Raw genomic sequence first — 20,781 nt, 5'->3', positions numbered from 1 at the left:
TAGACGATAGTGAATGAACAATTTGGGGGGCAGTTCACATGCCCATCAAGCTAATCAAGTAATTTACTAGATATGAAACGATCCTTGGTTCAAAACTAACAATTGATAGAAAAGTCGGCATACTAAAGAAGCCTATTAAAATCTGATTTTTTCGCTAGGCAGTTTGTCTATGCTTCACCGTCGTTTTATACACAATCCCTAGAATATCAAAGACGGTCATTTTCTTATACCGATGACATTTACGACCATTCTTTTTGAGCAATAGATAAAGACGATGCAAAATTTTTAAAAGTTGTTCTGTGCCAATGGCTATCGCTTGAAACAGTAACGGAAAGTAATCTTTAATCATATAAATCGCTTTGTATTCACTTAGCTCCTGATTTGTTTTTTCAAGCAGAAACTGTCGCATTTGAAACATCGTAGAAGAACAGAGGAGAATACCGATTAGTTGTCCGTATAAATGGCACTCTAGGCGCTCTCTTTTAATATTTTTACATTCATCAATTTCAAAAAATGACTTCCACGTTTTAAACAAAATTTCAATCTGCCAACGAAGTGAATACAATGAGTGCACGTAGTTCGTTGGTACTCCTTCTAGAGACGTGTTCGTGATATATACATTCATACCCATTAAACGTTTACTTTTCTCCTTCATGACGATGCCTTTTTTCTTTTCACGTATCGCTTGGTTTTTCAAGCGTGTTTGCGTTTGATCATCGGTTAAACGATGGAAAATGACACGTGCTGGAAGCTTCTGATTTTGGCCAATGTATGCCTCGGGGATTTCTATCGTTTCACCTGGGATTAGACCCGACATCATTTGTGCCATATCAAGCTGGATGTATTCTGTTTGCTTTTTTAACGTGCCGTTGTTGAAGTATTCTGGCTCAGAGTTCTTGATATAAATGCGTGTATTCAGCTTCAACCGCGAGATATAGTAAGCCTCTTTATCATGAATAGTTTGTAAGTCTCCTAAATCGAAGTAACCAAGATCACGTAAACACAAATCACCCGCCTCTACGGTTTCAAGGCAGATGGTACCGTATGTTTTATCATTATTCTTTCCTGGTCCAAGCTGCACGTTAAGAAATTGACCACTAAGTAAATCATATTCCAATTGGATTTTTACGCCTGCCGTATTACTACTTCCACCTGAACCTTGATAGTCAGTGGCGAAATGATCAGGCAGTTGAAACACTGTTGCATCCAAAATACGGATACGATTGAAAGTAGAGATCATGTGTGCAGAAAGCGAGTGATTTGAACAGAGTTTTTGTTTGAGAAGAGAAGTAAAGACTTCTCGAAGAAATGCGACAGCTGCTGGATTAAAGCGTTGATTCAGTCCTTCTGAGCTCATAAGTACCCCAGTGGAAACTTCTAACTGACTACACAATTGTGTAAGTGATGTGCTAGCAATTTCTTGACTAAGCCATACGCAAAGGGCAATGAGTTCGTTTGCCTGATACTTACTAGATCGCTGTACAAAGCCAACTTGTTTGGCAATATCTTGTAGGACCACTGGAGATAAAAAGTATTGTAGCTCTTGAGCGAAAAGATTCAATCTATTTGAAATGATAGGATTCATCAAAACGCCATTCTTTCTTATAAACTGTTTACAATAAGCATAGCGTTTTTTCATTTTGAAGGTATGATTTTAACTTTGCTTGAAGGGAATGTGGAGGGACCACTTTAAACGACAGGAGTGATTTTTTCATGAAGAAAAATGGATTTTTATGTTAAAATATTTAAAAGAATATAATAATTGTTATTTTTCTAACCGTTTGTATTGAATTATAAAATTTTTGGGGGAATAATTTTATGGTTAAACTAAGTGACATAGTGTCTAAACTGGACATTGAACTTGATATAAAATCATTTGGGAAGGATTCTGCTTTCAGTCAATTCATACCAATGGTCTATGAACCTTTAAAGTTTGATTGGAAATCAGTTTTTGAAAAAGACTTTGTGGAATTATTTAATGGTCTAATGTTAAAAGGAGATACAAATGTAAAGAAAATTTTTCTTGCCGTCTTCCCTACAGATGAAGTGTTGGAACGTTTTATAGAAGAAAGTAATAGCGGAGACTTACTTTTTATGCATCATCCCTTATTGATGGAATGTGGAGATCCAAAAGGAGTATGGGGCAAAGGTTTTGTTCCTATAAAAGAAAAATACATTAAACAAATAAAAGAAAAGAAATTATCATTCTATACATGCCATGTACCGATGGATTATCATGCCAATTTAGGTACAAGTGTAGCTATTGCTAAACAATTAAATGCAGAAATTATTGATGGGTTTTTAACAAGTTCTATAAATAATGAAGACCTAGTTCTAATTTGTAACATTGAAGAAAAGAGTACAAGTGAACTAACTTCTCACTTAAAAGAAATATTCGATATTCCATATGTTGATTTTGAAGGTAAGAACATAAATAACGTAAAGAAAATAGCTATCGTTGCAGGTTGTGGCGACAAAGTAAGTTGGATGGAGGAAGCTGAAAAAAGAGGAGTTCAAGCCTATATCACTGGCGAAATCCATTGCCATATTGATAACGAATATGGTAAACAAAGATACAAACAAATGATGGATTATGTTTCTAATACTTCGATGTCTTTAATTGGCGTTTCCCATTCTGCATCAGAATATCTGGTCCATAAAACATTGATGAAGGAATGGTTTGAGAATAACTTTGATATTGAAACAGTTTTAATTCCACAGGAAAAATGGTGGTTATAAAGTTATTAAGTGATATTTAAAAGAGCTTGGGAATTCAAGCTCTTTTTTGCGAATTTAGCTGAGAATTATATCGTGAAAACTAGATGTTTTAGTCTGTGCTTATTGCTGAAGTTTTAGGTTTAGCACCCCAAAAATGAAAAAAACAAGCGGAATTTTCATAAATAACTGTAAAAAAGTAAAATTCTCGTTATGGGGGTGTCTTAAAATCTTAGCTTGATGGGCATGGGGGCAGTTCAACTTTATTCAAAGTAAGATTTTTTTGCAGTAAAATCAATGTTAGTGGAACTTTTTTAATTAAACTTTTTTCTAAATGAACATAAATACTTGCAATATTTAAATTAGTACTATATAGTTCTAATTATGACAAAGGTAAAATTAATGAATCAAAAACGTGTGATTGAAGTAGCAGCAACATTATTTTTAGAAAAAGGGTTTGCTTATACAAGTATGGATGAATTAGTACGTGTAAGCAAAGTTTCAAAGTCTAATGTGTATTATCACTTTTCTAATAAGGAAGTATTATTAGAATCGGTCGTTGATTATTGGATTGAAATGTATCAATCTGCAATTGATGACGTACTTTCTCAGAATCAATTTTTAGTTGAAGATCGTATCCAACTGTTTTTAAAGCAATTATCACAAGGAGTTCAGTCGAGAGAGTATAAGGGGAGCTGTCCATTTATTACTCTTTATATTCAAAGTCCTACACAGGCCACGCAAATTAAAGAAAAAATAGGTCTTTTTTTTACAGGATTACAAAAGAAAGTTTCTCTATTACTTAAACAAGGGGTAGAGAATGGAGAATTCAGAAATACGATTCATATTGATGAGGTTGCATCACTTTTTATTACAAATCTTGAAGGAGCGTTATTTATTTCAGAAACATTGAAGGATGCAACTGTAATCACGAAAACAGCAGATCATTTTTTAAAATTGCTTCGATAAAAGAAGCTTTTTTTTTACATCAAATTAGTACTAAGTAGTACTAAAAAGGGGGATTTTATATGAGAACAGTATTTTTAATTGGTGGAACAGGCTTTATTGGCAAGCAATTAGTGAAAGAATTAGCCAAAGAGGATGTTAAAATTCTTCTTTTAGTAAGATCGAAAAGTAAAGCGACACGCCTTTTTCAAGAAAGAGGCATCTTAAAAAAGGCAGTTATGCACTTTATTGAAGGTGATTTGACGAAAATAGATTTAGGTCTAAGTGCTGAAGATAAGGAGAGGGTATTGAAAACGGATGTGATTATTCATGCAGGAGGCCCCATGGATATTCAAGCGACAAGTAAAGAGGCAGCTTCCGTATTTTTAAATGGCGCCAAACATATTAGTGAAGTAGCTAAAAGCATTCATCAATTGAAGGGCTTGCAACAATTTATTCATGTTGTAGGTTATATGAGTCCCTTTGATGATAAAAATAGCAAGATTGCAATGGATGTGTTTCAAGAAGGAAACAATTATTTGAAAATAAAAAATCCATATGAGAGAACAAAATTTTTAGCAGATCTTTATATCCGTCAACAGGCATCAGCAGTAGGTTATCCGCTTTCTGTAATTAATCCGCCAACTGTAGTCGGTAGTAGTAAAACAGGGAGTACAGAGCAGATAGCAGGATTAGGTTTGCTTGTGATGAGTATGCGAAGAGGGTTCATGCCAATGATTCCTGGAGGTAAGGGATATAGGCTACCACTTATTTCAAACGATGAGCTTGCGAAGTTTATTGTGCAGGTTTTCAGATTGGAGCAACCGACTATTCAAACATATACACTTGTTGAAGACAAACAGCACGATCAGAACATTGCTGAGTTATTAAGTATTATGTCAGAAAGTATGAATATGAGGGCACCAAAAATCTCTGTCCCAATGCCACTTATGAAAGCAATTATGAATAGTGGAGTAAGTAAAATAACAAAAATTCCTTCTGATGGACTGAATTTTATTACAAAACGAAAATTTTCAAATGTTTCAGCGAAAAAAATTATGGGAGGAGATTGGTTTAAGGAGACGAGTGTAATGAAATTTTTCCCTGCTGTAGTAGCTGATCTGGATTATCGAATGATGTATCAAAATGGCCAGCATAATCATTTATTTAAACGAACATTATGCGATAACAATACCCTTTACCAATTACAAGGAGAGGGTAAACCGTTTATTTTATTACATGGTTTATTGAGTGATGGAGAGGATTTATTTCCTTTAGCACAAGAGCTTCATGAAAAAACTGGTCAACCTGTATGGATCTTGGATCTTCCAGGTTTGGGACGTTCTCCTTTTAAACTAGAGAAAAATCTTCTAGATATCTATTTGAATGTAGTGAAAAAGTTATTGGAGAAAGCTACGAATGGTGCACATCTAATTGGCCATTCATTCGGTGCGTTTATTCTTCTGGAAGCATTGGTACAAGAGTACATAGATAAGAAGTATGCAATCACTTTACTTCAGCCACCTGTTGCTAAAAAAAATGCTAAATCGCTAAATGTTCCTCAATTTATGAACAAATGGACATTAAAATTGGCAACTACTAATTTGATAGGGCGTTATTTACTAAGTAATGGTTTGTTTGAAAGTATGGAGAGCATCCCTGAACATTATATTGAAAAAATAAGTAACAGTTTTACTTCCCCTAGAATTTTAAATACTACGGTTCAGCTTAACAGTTTACTACTGAAAAACGATCAAGGTGATTTCAATGAAGTAACAAAGTATAATCTGCACATTATTTGGGGGGATTATGACAGAGGCTATTCTGCTCCATCGCATCTTGGTAAGGTTGATTTTGTTCCATATGGCCATCATTTTCCTCTTAGCCATCCGAGTGAAACGGCAACATTAGTAATAAAAAATAGTAATACTAGCAGATGAGAGTGTGGGATAAATAAAAAGTGTGTAGTAAGATCGTTGTGTCTTTGAAATAAAATCGTACTGTTTGGGGTCCCACCCAATGCACATCAACTTAAAGATTTTATAACACCCCAAAACGAAAAAATGAGATTTTTATTACAAGTAAGCACAATTTTTCGTTCTGGGGGTAGTTGTATTTTCTTAGCTTGATGGTGATGTAGAAAGAGCTCTATTACATTTAAAATAATATGTTCATATTGTTTTAAGTACTTTTTTTATAATATAACCATATTATAAAAAGGGGGGATGTGAATGCCTAAAATAGTTGATCAAATACAAAGGAAGAATCAAATCGCCACCGCTACTTGGCGTGTAATATTAGAAAAAGGTATTGATAAAGCTTCCATACAGCAAATCGCTGATGAAGCAAACATTTCGGTCGGACTTGTTCAGCATCATTTTTCGTCTAAAAATGAATTAATTTATTATGCAATGAATTTAGTATTGAATCGGATGGAAGAGCGAGCGACTACTCGTACAAATGAATTTAAAGGAACGAAAGAAGAAGCACTTAGAAGATTAATGAAATTTATTATTCCATCTAATAAAGAAGAAATGTTGGAAGGGAAGGTTTGGATTACATTTCTCGGTATATCCTTTAGTTCCCCAGAGCTTATTGAACTTCGGAAGAAAATGGATGACCATACGAGGTATCTTATGGGAATAATCCTAGATTTAATGAAGGAGCTAGGCTACGTCAAACAAGACCATAATAGAGAGTTTGAATTGGAGATATTGTACGGACTTATCGATGGGCTAGTAATTCATGTCCTTCAAACAACAGAATCATATCCAGAAGAAAAAGTAAATCAGCTTATTGAGTATTATTTAAAAGAAAAAAAGAGGGATTGATCGCATGAATAAAATTTTCATTATTATTCTTGTAGTCGTTATTGTATTAATCATTAGGCAGCTTATCCCTAAAAAAGTAGATAGTTTTGATCTTCTTGGTATACCAATCATGGCTATAATTAGAACATATATGGGGCTTCCAAATAGTTTGGACTTTATTATTACAATTGAATTAATTAGCTTACTTATATTAGGAGCGATAGTTGGTTATTGGCAAGCTAAGAGAGTGAAAGTCTTTCATCATAACAATCAATTATGTAGTGTTGGTGGCTATTCGTATATTATCGGATGGATTATTATGCTTTTAGGAAGAATTATAATTTTATTATTGTTTAACCTTAATTCTCTCGTATCGACATTTCATGCTGGACAGGAACAATTTACGAGTGAAATAATTAAAGTTCTTTCTCATGCTGGAGATTGGTTAATATGGTCTACTATTCTTGCATCTTCCATCATGTATACCGTTACCTTATATAAGGATCATCCAGATATCAATAAATTTATACGTGCTCGTTTTGAAGAAATAAAGCAACGAATAAAATATTAATGTAACTAATAAAAAACGTTATTCTTTCTAATAATTTAGCTCGTTTAGAAAGAATAACGTTTTTGGCTTTTTGATACGCAAGTAATAGTTTACCTGCAGTTCCTATAATATAACTTAATAAATTTTAATATATGTTATGTATAACAGATATTTATCTTATAAATAAGGGGGATATTATGACAGAGACAACCGAATCTCCAGGAGTCAATTTGAAAAAAGATATGAAATTTTCTATTATAATTCCTGCACATAATGAAGAAAAGTACATTAGAAAATGTTTGGATTCAATTGCAAAGGCATCAGAGGCATATAAAGAGCGAACGGAAGTTATAGTTGTTTTAAATCGTTGCACAGATAAAACAGAGGAAATAGCAAAATCTTATCATTGTATTACATTAAAAAATAACGATAAAAACTTATCTAAAATTCGAAATGCAGGGGCTAAAATAGCTAGTGGAGAAATAATCGTTACTATAGACGCTGATACCATAATGACAGAGTCTATGTTGTCTAATGTAGATAAATATTTAGCTTCAGGTAAATACATTGGTGGTGGGGTAAATGGGAAGTTTGAAAGAATATCTTTAGGAATATTTCTCTCCGCAATGTTAATAATAATCCCCTTACTTTTTAAGTACGGAGCTATATCTGTAGGGATTTTTTGGTGCTATAGAAAAGACTTTATGGCAATCAACGGATTTAATGAAAACATGCTTATGGCAGAAGATGCGGATTTCGCTAAACGGTTAAAAGAATGGGGAAAACGGAATCATAAGAAATTCGGTACCATTAAAAATGGAATGATAACTTCATGCAGAAGATTTGATACATATGGAGACTGGACCTTACTTAAAAATCCAAAAGTAATATTAGCTTATCTAAAAGGAAATGATCGAAAATATGCAGATAAGACATATTATGATAATCAAGAAAGATAACAAAAGAGAAAATCGGCAGGAAATAGTGAGAACAGCAGATTTTCTTATATATAATGAGAGCACAACTTAATTTAATAGATATTATAAGCAAACCATTGATTAGCCCTTTTTCAAATCAATGGTTTTTATTTTTGAAATACATATATATTTTTTATAAAAATATTTTTTGACCCCCATAAAACTATGTATTCCTCCGAATATGTATAGTGAAGAAAATAAATAGAAGAAAAATGACTATGAAAGAATATTGAAGTGTTAATAAAATTATTAGATTAAGTGGGGTATCCGAAATAAAAGGATTAAATTACCAATGATATAGAGGAGAGTTATTCAAGGATTGCAGATAAAATAGAAAAAGAGCAAGCAAAACAAGCGGAAGAAAATAAGAAAGTACATTAAAATATAGGATTAACTTTAGTGCCGAGAGAAAAGGAAAATCATTAGGGAAACGGTGAAAAAGTTAGACTTGAAAAATATAAGTAACAGCAAGAAGACAAGCCAAAAGAAAAGTACCAAGAAATTCTGGTTAAATGGTCACTTGTGTTTAGTGGCCATTTTGCTATTTGAAGGAGGCTGAGAGATTACCAGTGTTGAGTTTAGTAATGAAGATCTTAAGAAAACCGAAAATAGAAGATATCGTATGTAACATACAAAACAACGGAGAAGATAAGGAAGCCTTTATCGTTCAGTATCAGCCTTTTATTAGAAAATCAATCTCGTCTGTCTGCCGCCGATATATTACAGAACAGGATGATGAATATAGCATTGGATTGTTTGCGTTTAACGAAGCAATTGAACAGTATTCATATAAAAAAGGAAAATCTTTTCTAGCGTTTGCTGATCTTCTTATAAAAAGAGATGTAATTGACTATATACGCAAGGAGTCTAAGCATAACCGTGTCTTTTTAAAAGAAGATGAGCAAGAGGAAATGTTAGAAATGCAAGTATCGCTTACGGAGTATATGAAAGAGATGGACAATAGTAACCGTAAGGAGGAAATTCTTCATTTTCAAAGTGTGTTAGCTGATTTTAAAATCACATTTTCAGAGCTTGCTAAAGAATCTCCTAAGCATCGTGACACCCGTGAGCACTTAATAGAAATTGTAAAGATGATTATAAAAGAAGAGGAAATGATGGAGGAGCTGTTCCGAAAGAAAAAGTTACCTCTTAAGCGTATTGAACCGCGTGTTAGGGTAAGTCGTAAAACATTAGAGCGGCATAGAAAATATCTCATTGCAATGTGTATTATCTTTGCAAACAACTATACATACATTCTGGATTATATAAGGGGAGGGAAGCATGATGAATAAAGGAATTGTGATGGATATAAAAAAGCATAGCGTAGTTGTTTTAACACCAAATGGAGAGTTTATTACGTGTAAAAGAAAAGAGGATTCTTGCATGATTGGGGAGGAAATTTCATTTGATGAGCAAGAACAAAAAGCATCGCGTTTTTCAATCCCTTATTTCTTAAAGCCGGCATCATTACTTGTTGCTTGTTTTCTATGTGCGCTGTTATTTTTCTACAACCAACCGGAAGAAAAAGTATTTGCTTACGTTTCAGTTGATATAAATCCAAGTTTAGAGGTGAGCGTAACGAAGGATCTTCGCGTTATAGATTTGCAAGCTTGCAATGATGATGGAAGGCGTATTTTAAAAGAATTGAAGCAATGGGAAGATAAACAATTGCAAGACGTAATACGTACGATTATAAAGCAGAGCCAAGAAGATAAGTATTTAACGAATGATAAGCAAGTTATGCTAACAGCTGTTGCGAAGGACAATTCGTTAGAACCACAGTTGGAAAAGGAAATGAAAGAATTAAAGAAAGAATATGAGTTAAAACATATTACAGTCGAATATCAAAGTAGCACGATGCAAGTACGAGAGAATGCTAGAAAAGCCGGAATTGGCACAGGTGTCTACATAAAGCAAGAGAAAGAGAAGAACAAATCGGTTACGCCGCCCGCCACGCCGTCTAATCCGGTGGAAAACGAAGAAGAGGTGCAATCGCAGCAGGAGTCATCTCCTGCTGCATCACCAGATTTGTCTCCTGTAAAAGAAAAAAAATATGAGAAGCCAGATCATAAAGAACAAAAGAAAACAGAGGAAAAGCCACCTAGGCAAATAAAAGAAAACAATAGTAGAGGATCTCAGCAAGAAAATAGAGGGAGTCAACAAGAGAATAACGGAAGGGGATCCCAACAAGAGAATAATGGAAATCAGCAAGGAAACAACGGAAGGGGATCCCAACAAGGGAATAATGGAAATCAGCAAGGAAACAACGGAAGGGGATCCGAGCAAGGGAATAATGGAAACGAGCAAGGAAGGGGATCTCAACAAGGAAATAACGGGAATCAGCAAGGGAACAATGGAAGAGGATCTCAACAAGGAAATAACGGAAATCAGCAAGGGGACAATGGTAGAGGATCTCAACAAGGGAATAATGGGAACCAGCAAGGGAACAACGGTAGAGGATCTCAACAAGGGAATAATGGAAATCAGCAAGGGAACAACGGTAGAGGATCTCAACAAGGGAATAGTGGAAATCAGCAAGGGGACAATGGTAGAGGATCCCAGAAAGAAAATGATGGAAACGAGCAAGGGAACAATGGCAGGGGGTCTCAACAAGAAAATAGAGGTAACCAGCAAGGGAATGAAAAGAAGAATCAATAGAATATTGAGAGATTCATTTCAAAGCGAAAAGGATTAATCTCGCTATTGCGGGCAGTAAAACTCCCATCTTAAAATTTGGCTGGGACAAAGAAGTTAGGTGGGAGTTGGGCTGCTTAAAGTTGCACTTTATTATTCTATATTTCTATTAAGAAGGAGTATGTGAAAAATATAATGGAGAAAAACATTCAACAAGAGAAAGATAAAGCAAACCCTGTTTTTTATGATCCGAAAGGAAGGAGAAACATAACTTTTATTTGGTTCCTATGTATCTCAATAGTTAGCGTAAGTATTGTATTTTATTTTTTCTTTCAAAGTATTTTTTCAACACCAGAAATTCCAAATATGAATACCGCTGTACAACAAGATAATAAACTTGTACCAATTAATCAAAAACTTAGTGATCAGCAGTTAAAGAAGGAAGAGTTTAAACCAAATACCGAAACGAAGAATAATAAAAATTTGGCGAACTCGACGAACGATAGTAAACAACGTAAAGAAGTGTATGGTTTTTATGTGAATTGGGATGAAAATAGTACAGCGTCTTTAAAAGAAAATATCGATTCATTAACCACGTTAGTACCAGAATGGTATCATTTAAAAGAAGACTTAACGATTAGAAGTGAGATAAAACCTGAGATTGTAAAACTAGCAAAAAAAAATCATGTGAAAATTATGCCGTTACTTACTAACTATACAGAAAAAGCTTCTGGCCCTGATAGTGAGCTTATCCATAAGTTACTGAATTCGCCGAATGATGTGAAGACGAAATTTATTAATGATTTAGTAAGCGAAGTTAAAAAGAATCAGTTTTCAGGTATTAATATTGACTTTGAGTCCGTACCTGAAAGCGATAGAGAAAACTTAACAAATTTCATGAAAGAAATTACTATGGTCTTTCATAAACATGATTTGCTCGTTACACAAGATGTTCCAGCTAATGATAAAGCTTTTGATTATAGTGCATTAGCAAAAATAATAGATCGAATGATTGTAATGATGTACGATGAGCATTATGGAGCGGGGGAACCAGGCCCAATTGCTTCAAATAAATGGTTCCAACATACATTGAAAGAACTGAATATTCCGTCTAATAAACTTGTAGTTGCTTTCGGTAACTATGGATATGATTGGGAAGTAAATAGTAAGGAACCGGCGAAATCTTTAACTTTTTCAGAAGTTATGGCAATGGCTCATGATTCCAATATGAAAATTCAATGGGATAACATGAGTGGGAATCCTTATTTTAGATATAAAACAGGAGAGAAAGAACATACTGCTTGGTTCTTAGACGGTGTTACTCTCTATAATCAAGTGAAAATCGCAATGGATAACAATGCAAAGGGGTTTGCGTTATGGAGATTAGGAGCAGAAGATCCTACAATATGGAAAGTGTTAAAAAATCCGATTGAGGCACAAAAAAATCCTAATGCATTACATAAAATTACTAGTTTAGATGAAGTGAATTATTCTGGACAAGGTGAAATTCTACAGATTGAGAATGAAAGACAAAATGGATTGAGAGATTTTAAAGTAGGAAAAGATGGTTACCTTACAGATGAAGTATATCAATCCTTACCATCTGCGTATGAAGTGCAACGATATGGAAAACCAAAGGGGAAACAAGTAGTATTATCATTTGATGATGGACCAGACCCGAAATATACGCCGGAAATTTTAGATATATTAAAAGAGAATAAAATAAAAGCTGCTTTTTTTGTACTTGGTGAAAACGCACAACTAAATCCTAGTATTGTAAAAAGAATATACGATGAAGGGCATGAAATTGGCAATCATACTTTCAAGCATCCTAACGTAGCTGATACGTCTTTACTGCGAACAAAAGTAGAACTTAATACGACGCAACGTTTAATTCAGGAAGTAACTGGACATTCTACGGTTTTGTTTAGGCCACCATATGAAGCGGATGCTAACCCGGATTCATCAAATGAAATATTGCCTATTTTACGTGCACAAAATATGAACTATACAATGGTAGCGGAAAAAGTTGATCCCGAAGACTGGGCAACACCATCAACAAATGAATTAGTAAAGCGTGCTGTTAATCCCGTTTATAAGGGAGAGGGAAATATTATTCTTCTCCATGATGCGGGAGGGAATCGTACCCATACAGTAGAGGCGCTCCCAATCATTATTAAAGACCTAAAAAAGCATGGATATAGTTTTGTAACAATTTCAGATTTAATGAATAAAGAACGAGATGAAATTATGCCTCCTGTTTCTTCTGAGGGGAAGCAATATTTACTTTACAATAAAGCTGTCTTTTCGGGAACTGGATATTTTAAGCATATATTAACTGCTATTTTTTATATTGCTATTGGATTAGGGATTTTTCGATTTTTATTCTTAATTTATTTTGCATGGAACCAGAAAAGAAAAACGCTATCTCGTTATATTAATTCGTCCTATCAACCTTTTGTTAGTGTTGTCATAGCAGCATATAATGAAGAAAAGGTGATAGCTAAGACGATTCGCTCAATTTTGGATAGTAATTATAGAGAATTTGAAGTTATTGTTGTGGATGACGGATCGACAGATGGTACTTCAAAAGTAATACAAGAAACATTTTATAAACACCCTAAAGTTCGTTTCATTCAGAAAGAAAACGGCGGGAAATCATCGGCAATGAACCTAGGATTTCAACAATCGCGAGGAGAGATCATTGTCACTTTAGATGCGGATACTATTATTGCGCAAGACGCCATTTCTCTAATGGTTAGACACTTTGAAGATCAGAATGTAGCAGCAGTTTCAGGTAATGTCAAAGTGGGGAATAGAAGAAACTTGTTAACTACTTGGCAACATGTTGAATATATTACAGGGTTTAATTTAGAACGCAGAGCTTTTGATGAGTTAAATTGTATTACAGTAGTTCCAGGAGCTATTGGGGCGTGGCGTAAGAAGAATGTAGTTGAATCTGGATATTTAAGCGAAGATACATTAGCAGAAGATACGGATCTTACTATTACATTTTTACGTCAAGGACATAGAATTGTATATGAAGAAAAAGCGTATGCTTTTACGGAGTCACCTGAAGATGTGAAAAGTCTCATTAAACAGCGATATCGTTGGTCATATGGTACACTTCAATGTCTTTGGAAACATCGAAAAGCGTTATGTAATTTAAAGCATAAAACTTTAGGGTTTATTGCATTGCCAAATATGTGGTTATTCCAATATGTTCTGCAATTCATTGCTCCTTTTGCGGATATATTAATGATTATAGGGCTATTTAGTAGTGATCCACTAAAAGTTTTAGGATTTTATTTTGTATTCTTTTTAATGGATCTTTTCGCATCTCTGTTTGCATTTAAATTAGAGGAAGAGAATCCAAAACCACTAGCATGGTTAATTTTACAACGTTTTATTTATCGTCAATTTATGACTTATGTTGTCATTAAATCTATATTCTCATCGATTCGAGGAGTAGCTGTAGGGTGGAATAAGCTAAAGAGAATGGGAAGTGTTAAACATTCCACGGAACAAAAGGAGGCATCTTAAGAGAGCAGGATATCTGCTCTCTTTTTCATTGATTTTAGTTTGCTGAGTGTAGAGTAGGTACGTCTGTATCTATAAGGGTACCGATAGTGAGACAGTATGTTAAGATACTCCTTTAGTTTCGGGAAAAAGTTTTTTTATATTTTTTTAAAATGACGGACATAAAATCGTACATACCTTCGAATTATATATATGGATAACATAAATATGTATATAAAAGGGGAAAATAAGATGAAAGAACAAAAAGAAATGTTTGAAGAAATCTCTGAAGTACTAAAGGTATTGGCACATCCTGTTCGTTTATCCTTAGTAAAAATAATGCTTGCAAAAGGTCCCACTAATGTAACAACAATGTATGGGGATTTACAAATGCCTCAAAGTACAATTAGTCAACATTTATCTAAATTAAAAGCTGCTAAAATGGTTACAGGTACTCGGAAAGGATTAGAAATTTATTATGAAGTAACTGACAATCGTACAAAATCAATATTAGCATGTCTAGTTTAAATGCTGACTTCTATTTCAAAATAAAAAACGCTATTCTTTCCTTTGTTTTTATAGAGAGAATAGCGCTTTTTATTTTTAAGGAGTATCTTTTTATTAGCTTGATGGCGATATGGTATTATCTCTAAAATGCAGGAATATTGATTTCGCTTTCATTCTTTCTCAGGAGTTTGAGCTCAAAAGACCGACTATTACTTTGTTTCCAATGAACTGGGCAGTGGAAGGACTCATATTTTTGAATAGAGGGTATTCTATGTTTTTGATATATTAATAGTTAGGGAACAGAAATAAGGGAGGAATATAGAAATGGAATTATTTGATTACTATAAGCGAAAAGGAAAGATGAAACTGTTAATTGGAACGGGTATTTTTATTCTTGCTTTATGTGCTGTATATGAAGATTGGGGACATATTATTTGGGGGCAGTTTATCTTTTTTGTTATCGCTGCTTCTATCTTTTTTGGAATTGGATTTTGGCAGTTAAGAAAAGGAAAGTTGATACAAAAGAATATGATAAAAAGTAATGCAACATTTTGGGATATTGATACTTTAGTTGTATTAGAATTACCTAAACGAAACAAGCAATATGGTTTATATCATCCTGATGGCGGATATGTTGCAGGAACAAAGATGGTTTCATCAAATATTCTTTTTTCAGTAATACCTTTTTTACATAATAAAGATGTTTACGGATTAGAAACGAGTAGCGGGGAAATTCTAGCTTATTTTCATACTGAAGTGGACGGATATGATTGGGTAATTTATGACTCGAATTATAACCAAATTGGTATGTTTAAAGAAAAAATGATACAAGGATTTACTATGATACGTGGTACTTTGATGACAGATAAAGCCACAAAATTGTCAGATGTAGAAGTTGAGTTTGATTTTATTCAAAGTACTCTCCGTACAATAGATGGACGTACATTAGCAATTGGTAAGCAGGGATATATGCCTATAGAATGGAGTGAAAGGTTTATGGGTTTAAATGTACCTACTATTACCTTAGGTTCTAATGCGTCTAATAATGAAAAAATTCTTGGTTTAGGGGTGCTTCTTTATAGCTTACGTACAATTGAGATTAGAAAAAGTAGAGCGAGCGTTTAATGAGGCGGAAGTAGTGTTTATATGCGAAACTTTATAGAAATCTCATTTTTCTAATTGTATCTTTTTAGATTGATGGATGTGGGGTCACGTCCATCAATCTAAGAAAACGAGTTAGCTAAAAAATGATGAAAATAAACTTTATAAAAATAAAAAATATGAACGTAGAGGATTAAACAAAGTATATAGTGCTTTTTTAGTCATGTAATCTTTTAATCTGATGATCTTTTCCCCATTCAAACAGATCATTCATTATTTGCATTAAAGATTTTCCGTATTCACTTATGGTGTACTCAACCTTTGGTGGTACTTCTTGATATACGGTACGATAGATAATCCCATCAGCTTCAAGTTGCCGAAGTTGTTGTGTAAGAACCTTTTGTGTAATGTTTGGGATTTCTCGTTTAATTTCATTTGTTCGCATTTTTCCATCCGACAAAACACATAAAATATGAACTTTCCATTTTCCGCCGATTACATCGAGAGTCGTTGCAATTGGACAGTTATCATTTTGATTCATATAACACCTCCAAAGGTACCTCAAGGTTCCTATAGCACTTGAAAGTACGTACTTTTCAATTATATGTAACGCATTCATACTAATACGTAAAGGATTGATTCATTTATAAAGGGGATGGAAAATGATGAGAACACTTGTAATTGTAGCACACCCTCATATTGAAAAATCAAAAATTAATAAAAGATGGATAGAAGAACTTGAGAAACATTCGGATGAAATTACGGTGCATGAATTATATAAAGTGGCACCAAATTGGGAGTTTAATATTGAAGAAGAGCAAAAGTTATTAGTAGAACATGACAGATATATATTCCAATTTCCACTTTACTGGTACAGTTCACCACCATTATTGAAAAAATGGTTTGACGATGTATTAACATATGGGTTTGCTTACGGATCAAAAGGAGATAAAGTGAAGGGGAAAGAATTTGGTGTGGCTATTTCTATAGGTGGATTAGAAAAAGATTATGAAAATAGTGGAATTACGATGGATGATTTAACGAAACCATTTCAAGCTACTTGCTTATATACAGACATGAAATTTATACCTTCATTTTATTTATATGGTGCCGAATATAAATTAAGTGACGAAGAGATTGATAAAAGTGCACCTGAGTATGTGCAATATGTGATGAGTAAGGCGTATTCTAATATATAAGGAGAAACAGTCATTTACTTGTGAAGTAAATGACTGTTTCTTTATTTGTTTTATATTCACTAAGTGTAATCTTTAGTAAATTAATAGTTAATCTGGTAAAATAAAAAACCTAACATATATAAAGGGGAGTTTTACTTGAGAACGATGCAAAAATTATTACAAAAAAGAGCAATGCAATCACCAAATATGGAAGCGCTTGTAGGCGGAGGGAAAAGGTATTCGTTTCAACAGTATAATGAACGAGTAAATCAGCTTGCACACTATTTGTTACATAACGGTGTACAAAGAGGAGATCGTATAGGAATACTGTGCAAAAATAATCATCCGTTTCCAAGCGTTATGATGGCAAGTTTAAAAATTGGAGCGGTATTTATTCCGCTAAATCATCAGCTTACTACTTATGAATTAGAAACGATTGTAAAAGAAGCGAAATTAAAAGTGTTAGTTATTGATGAAGAATTTAGTGAAGTGTTATTAAAAATTGATGCCGTTAAAGAAATTCCTTATGTAATTAAAACGACAAAAGAAGGCTTTGGTTCATTTGAATTAGAATTGCAAGAACAGCCAACGACAGAACCGAACGTAGAAGTTCAGGAAGATGATGATGCGATTTACTTATTTACTTCAGGAACGACTGGACAGGCAAAAGCATGTGTAATTGGACATAAAAACTTACATCATTATTTTGCTGAGATTGCTGGACAAAGAGAAATTCCAGCAGGTGAACGCTTTTTATCGGTGCATCCATTGTTTCATATGAGTGGCGTGCTTTCTATTTTAAATTGCATTTATCATGGTGTTACGATGATCTTCTTAGCTGATTCGAATCCTACTCTTATTTGGGATAAGATTGAAGAAGAGAAAATTACTACGATGCTTGCATTCCCAGCTGTTTATAGCTATATGCTTGATGAACTAAATAAAAAAGAACGTAACATTTCTACTTTTAAAGTAGCACAAAGCGGTGGAACAAAAGTGCCAGAAACACTCATCCAAAAATATATGGAAAAAGGAATCTATATGGTGCAAGGCTATGGTAGTACAGAAGGTTGGGTTGTAACCTCATGGCATCCAATGATGGGAAAAGAAAAGATGTCTTCTGTAGGAAAAACCTTGAAAAATGTAGAGGTGAAAATTGTTCATCCGGAAACAGGACATGAACTAACAACAAATGAAGTTGGAGAGATTCATGTGAAAAGTCCATACATGTTTAAAGGGTATTGGAATAATGAAAAGGCGACAAAGAAGGTAGTAAAAGATAACTGGTTTAACATGGGTGATGCTGGCATGATAGATGACGATGGATTCCTGCATATTATGGGAAGATATAAAGACGTTATTATACGCGGTGGTGACAATGTATATCCAGATCAAGTAGAAGATGTCATTCATGAAATACATGGTGTTTTAGAAGTTGCAGTAGTTGGAGTTCCAGATGACTTTTGGGGAGAGGTTCCAAGAGCTTATCTTGTGAAGGATAGCGAAACAACATTAACAGAAGAAAGTATTCTTCAGTATTGTAAAGAGAAATTAGCAAGTTACAAAATACCAGAAGTAGTATTCATAGATGAGTTACCGAAAAACGCTTTAGGAAAAGTGTTGAAGAGGGAATTACGAGATGCAGTTCTTGTGAAATAGAAAATTATGAAACGATGGAGAACCCAGTTATGTATAAAGCATGACTGGGTTTTTATGTATCAAAAACATAATAATTTACTAGATTTTGTATTTTGTGTAAGATAATAAAGAATATTCTAATATTAATCAAGGGAAGAGATGTAAATGAAGCTGCCGCTATTAGAGGTAGAGACAGAGAGACTCATTATCCGTCCATTTCAAAAAGCTGATTATGAAAGTTGGTTAGATGGATTTAACAAGAGGCTGCCATCGCAGTATAAATACGACGATGGTTATCAAGTTATGGCATCATCAACAAAAGAATGGTTCACGGAATGGATAAGGGGATTTGATGAAGCAGCACATCGAGATGAGATGTATGTACTAGGTATTTTTCGTAAAGAAGACGGAGCTAATATTGGTAAGCTAGAGCTTATAAAAATTTTACGTCTGGATTATCAGTGGGCAATGATGGGCTACTCTATTCATAACCAATATTGGAAAAATGGATACGGAGTAGAAAGTGTAAAAGCTGCGTTGCCGTTATTTTTTAATCGTCTTCATTTTCATAGAATTGAATTGCATATACGTGTTGATAATGAGCCATCCGTTCGTCTTGCGGAAAGAGCAGGTTTTTCTTTTGAATGCAAGAGAGAGGCGTTTTCATTAGAGAATGGTAAGTGGATGGATTTTCTTATTTATTTTAAAAATAAGGAGATGAATAGATGAGAGTATTTATTACAGGTGGAAATCGTGGATTAGGGTTACAGCTAGTAAAAGTATTTCACGAAAAAGGGCATATTGTTTACCCATTAGTTAGAACTGAGGTTGCGGTAACGCAATTGAAGCAAATGTTTAGTTGTAGATGTTTTCCTATATTGGCAGACTTATCGGCTGATGAGAGTAAAGAGCAAATTAAAAACCAGCTTGAGGAATATACAGAGTATATTGATCTAGTTATAAATAACGCTGGCATTACTGGGAAGGAGACTGAGGTTTTACATACGAATTCAGAAGAGTTAACGGACTTATTTAATATTCATTGCTTAGGTGTAATTCGGGCTGTAAAAGGTACATATGTGGCGTTAACTAAATCGGATCATCCGAGAATCATAAATGTGTCCTCTCGATTAGGATCATTACATAAAATGGCGAACAAAGAGTTTCCGCAAGGCCAGTTCTCATATTCATATCGAATTGCTAAAGCTGCGCAAAATATGTTAACACTTTGCTTACAACAAGAGTTTGAGAATAAAGGAATAAGTGTAACTGCCATTCACCCAGGAAAATTAAAAACTGATATTGGTGCCTTTGATGCGAATATGACTCCGGCTGAAGGAGCAAAAAATATATATGATTGGGTAATAGATTCAAACGAGGATGTTTCAGGGAAGTTTATTGAGCCAGGTGTAGGTGAATTAAAGTGGTGATATACGATCTTGCAATCATTCAGAATCTGCTTGGTCCTTCTAAAAAAGTATTAAATGGTTTACCAAATGCAGTAACAATTGAAGAGATAGAAGAAGACGTTTTGTATAACGTACAAACATATAAAGAAAAGATAAGTAGATTTGAAGAGGTTTGTTTTAATTGGGAGTTAAAAAGAGCGAGTATTGTATTAAACAAGAGGTTTAGTAGTTATAACTCAAGTGCAAAAGTGTTACTTGATGCCGGTTTTTCTTTGTATGCCGCAAAGATAGAAGTATGTAGAGAATTGAACAATGTAGAAGAGCTTGAAAGACAATATACATATCGATCAATAGCAGAAGGAACGTTACCGGAAAAAGAATTTAAATATATTTGGGAACAATGTATGTCGGGTTCAGGGAATCAAACTTCAATTTTAACTATCGATGATCATTTTTATTCAGTGCAAACAGAGTTAGGTAAAGGTTGGGAAAAGTCATGCATTGTTTTTTATGATAAAAATGAGCCGATTGGTATGTCCATACCGCATATAGAACCCGGAACAGAAAGTGAAGGACGGTTATTTTATTTTGGGATAATGCCTTATTATCGCGGGAAAGGAATTAGTTCACAAATTCATCTTCAATCTTTACATATGTTAAAGGAAATGGGCGCTACTTATTATATCGGAAGCACACATACTTCAAATGAAAAGATGCAGAGGATATTTTGGAGAAATAATTGTTCGGTGAAAACGGAGATAGAGCTTTATTATAAAATTTTTAAAGAAAGTTAGGAGA

General features: G+C 33.9%; 18 protein-coding genes. 16 read left to right on the top strand and 2 right to left on the bottom strand.

Features of this window, described 5'->3' with window-relative positions; all coding sequences use genetic code 11:
• Positions 1-154: 154 nt before the first annotated feature.
• Positions 155-1,585, bottom strand: a complete 1,431-nt coding sequence (locus tag ATN06_RS17390) for an IS4 family transposase (RefSeq protein WP_060631683.1) — start codon at positions 1,583-1,585, stop codon at positions 155-157.
• 233 nt (positions 1,586-1,818) lie between these two features.
• On the opposite strand from ATN06_RS17390, the gene ATN06_RS17385 reads away from it, so the two are divergent.
• The 11 genes from ATN06_RS17385 (at position 1,819) to ATN06_RS17335 (ending at position 15,782) form a co-directional block, all read left to right on the top strand.
• A complete protein-coding gene (locus ATN06_RS17385) occupies positions 1,819-2,739 on the top strand; it encodes a Nif3-like dinuclear metal center hexameric protein (RefSeq protein ID WP_060631682.1) in 921 nt (306 codons plus the stop codon).
• Between the two features lie 378 nt (positions 2,740-3,117).
• Positions 3,118-3,684 carry a TetR/AcrR family transcriptional regulator gene (locus ATN06_RS17380; RefSeq protein ID WP_060631681.1) on the top strand — a complete coding sequence of 189 codons (567 nt, stop codon included), beginning with the start codon at positions 3,118-3,120 and terminating at the stop codon, positions 3,682-3,684.
• A 59-nt stretch (positions 3,685-3,743) separates the two neighbouring features.
• Entirely contained in the window at positions 3,744-5,600 is a 1,857-nt protein-coding gene (locus tag ATN06_RS17375; RefSeq protein WP_060631680.1) for an alpha/beta fold hydrolase, read from the top strand.
• 291 nt (positions 5,601-5,891) lie between these two features.
• Positions 5,892-6,491: a TetR/AcrR family transcriptional regulator gene (locus ATN06_RS17370; RefSeq protein WP_060631679.1), complete on the top strand. Its 600-nt coding sequence runs from the start codon at positions 5,892-5,894 to the stop codon at positions 6,489-6,491.
• Between the two features lie 4 nt (positions 6,492-6,495).
• Positions 6,496-7,041 (top strand): hypothetical protein, encoded by a 546-nt coding sequence (locus ATN06_RS17365; protein WP_060631678.1) that lies wholly within the window; start codon positions 6,496-6,498, stop codon positions 7,039-7,041.
• Between the two features lie 176 nt (positions 7,042-7,217).
• Positions 7,218-7,979 carry a glycosyltransferase family 2 protein gene (locus tag ATN06_RS17360; protein ID WP_060631677.1) on the top strand — a complete coding sequence of 254 codons (762 nt, stop codon included), beginning with the start codon at positions 7,218-7,220 and terminating at the stop codon, positions 7,977-7,979.
• Positions 7,980-8,566: 587 nt separating this feature from the next.
• Complete coding sequence (gene sigI / locus ATN06_RS17355) at positions 8,567-9,289, top strand: RNA polymerase sigma factor SigI (RefSeq protein WP_060631676.1); 723 nt, start codon at positions 8,567-8,569, stop codon at positions 9,287-9,289.
• Positions 9,279-10,655 carry an anti-sigma factor domain-containing protein gene (locus ATN06_RS17350; RefSeq protein ID WP_088116029.1) on the top strand — a complete coding sequence of 459 codons (1,377 nt, stop codon included), beginning with the start codon at positions 9,279-9,281 and terminating at the stop codon, positions 10,653-10,655. Before sigI ends, ATN06_RS17350 begins: the two co-directional genes overlap by 11 nt.
• Before the next feature lie 171 nt (positions 10,656-10,826).
• A complete protein-coding gene (locus ATN06_RS17345) occupies positions 10,827-14,174 on the top strand; it encodes a trifunctional glycoside hydrolase family 18/polysaccharide deacetylase/glycosyltransferase family 2 protein (protein WP_060631675.1) in 3,348 nt (1,115 codons plus the stop codon).
• Positions 14,175-14,402: 228 nt separating this feature from the next.
• Positions 14,403-14,678, top strand: coding sequence for an ArsR/SmtB family transcription factor (locus ATN06_RS17340; RefSeq protein ID WP_000662958.1), 276 nt, complete (start codon positions 14,403-14,405; stop codon positions 14,676-14,678).
• 303 nt (positions 14,679-14,981) lie between these two features.
• Positions 14,982-15,782, top strand: a complete 801-nt coding sequence (locus ATN06_RS17335) for a hypothetical protein (protein ID WP_060631674.1) — start codon at positions 14,982-14,984, stop codon at positions 15,780-15,782.
• A 193-nt stretch (positions 15,783-15,975) separates the two neighbouring features.
• Here ATN06_RS17335 and ATN06_RS17330 read toward each other — a convergent pair whose 3' ends face one another.
• Positions 15,976-16,299 (bottom strand): winged helix-turn-helix transcriptional regulator, encoded by a 324-nt coding sequence (locus ATN06_RS17330; protein WP_060631673.1) that lies wholly within the window; start codon positions 16,297-16,299, stop codon positions 15,976-15,978.
• Between the two features lie 124 nt (positions 16,300-16,423).
• On the opposite strand from ATN06_RS17330, the gene ATN06_RS17325 reads away from it, so the two are divergent.
• The 5 genes from ATN06_RS17325 to ATN06_RS17305 all read left to right on the top strand — a co-directional run bounded on the left by ATN06_RS17325 (position 16,424) and on the right by ATN06_RS17305 (position 20,777).
• Entirely contained in the window at positions 16,424-16,957 is a 534-nt protein-coding gene (locus tag ATN06_RS17325; RefSeq protein WP_060633163.1) for an NAD(P)H-dependent oxidoreductase, read from the top strand.
• A gap of 135 nt (positions 16,958-17,092) precedes the next feature.
• Positions 17,093-18,595 (top strand): class I adenylate-forming enzyme family protein, encoded by a 1,503-nt coding sequence (locus ATN06_RS17320; RefSeq protein ID WP_060631672.1) that lies wholly within the window; start codon positions 17,093-17,095, stop codon positions 18,593-18,595.
• A 144-nt stretch (positions 18,596-18,739) separates the two neighbouring features.
• Positions 18,740-19,303, top strand: a complete 564-nt coding sequence (locus ATN06_RS17315) for a GNAT family N-acetyltransferase (protein WP_060631671.1) — start codon at positions 18,740-18,742, stop codon at positions 19,301-19,303.
• On the top strand, positions 19,300-20,004 hold the full coding sequence (locus ATN06_RS17310; protein ID WP_060631670.1) for an SDR family NAD(P)-dependent oxidoreductase: 705 nt from the start codon (positions 19,300-19,302) through the stop codon (positions 20,002-20,004). The genes ATN06_RS17315 and ATN06_RS17310 overlap by 4 nt, the downstream gene beginning before the upstream one ends.
• Positions 20,001-20,777: a GNAT family N-acetyltransferase gene (locus tag ATN06_RS17305; protein WP_060631669.1), complete on the top strand. Its 777-nt coding sequence runs from the start codon at positions 20,001-20,003 to the stop codon at positions 20,775-20,777. The genes ATN06_RS17310 and ATN06_RS17305 overlap by 4 nt, the downstream gene beginning before the upstream one ends.
• Positions 20,778-20,781: the final 4 nt, after the last annotated feature.

This window comes from Bacillus thuringiensis (assembly GCF_001455345.1).
GTDB classification, from domain to species: Bacteria; Bacillota; Bacilli; order Bacillales; family Bacillaceae_G; genus Bacillus_A; species Bacillus_A thuringiensis_N.
This window is presented reverse-complemented; position numbering and strand designations above follow the sequence as displayed.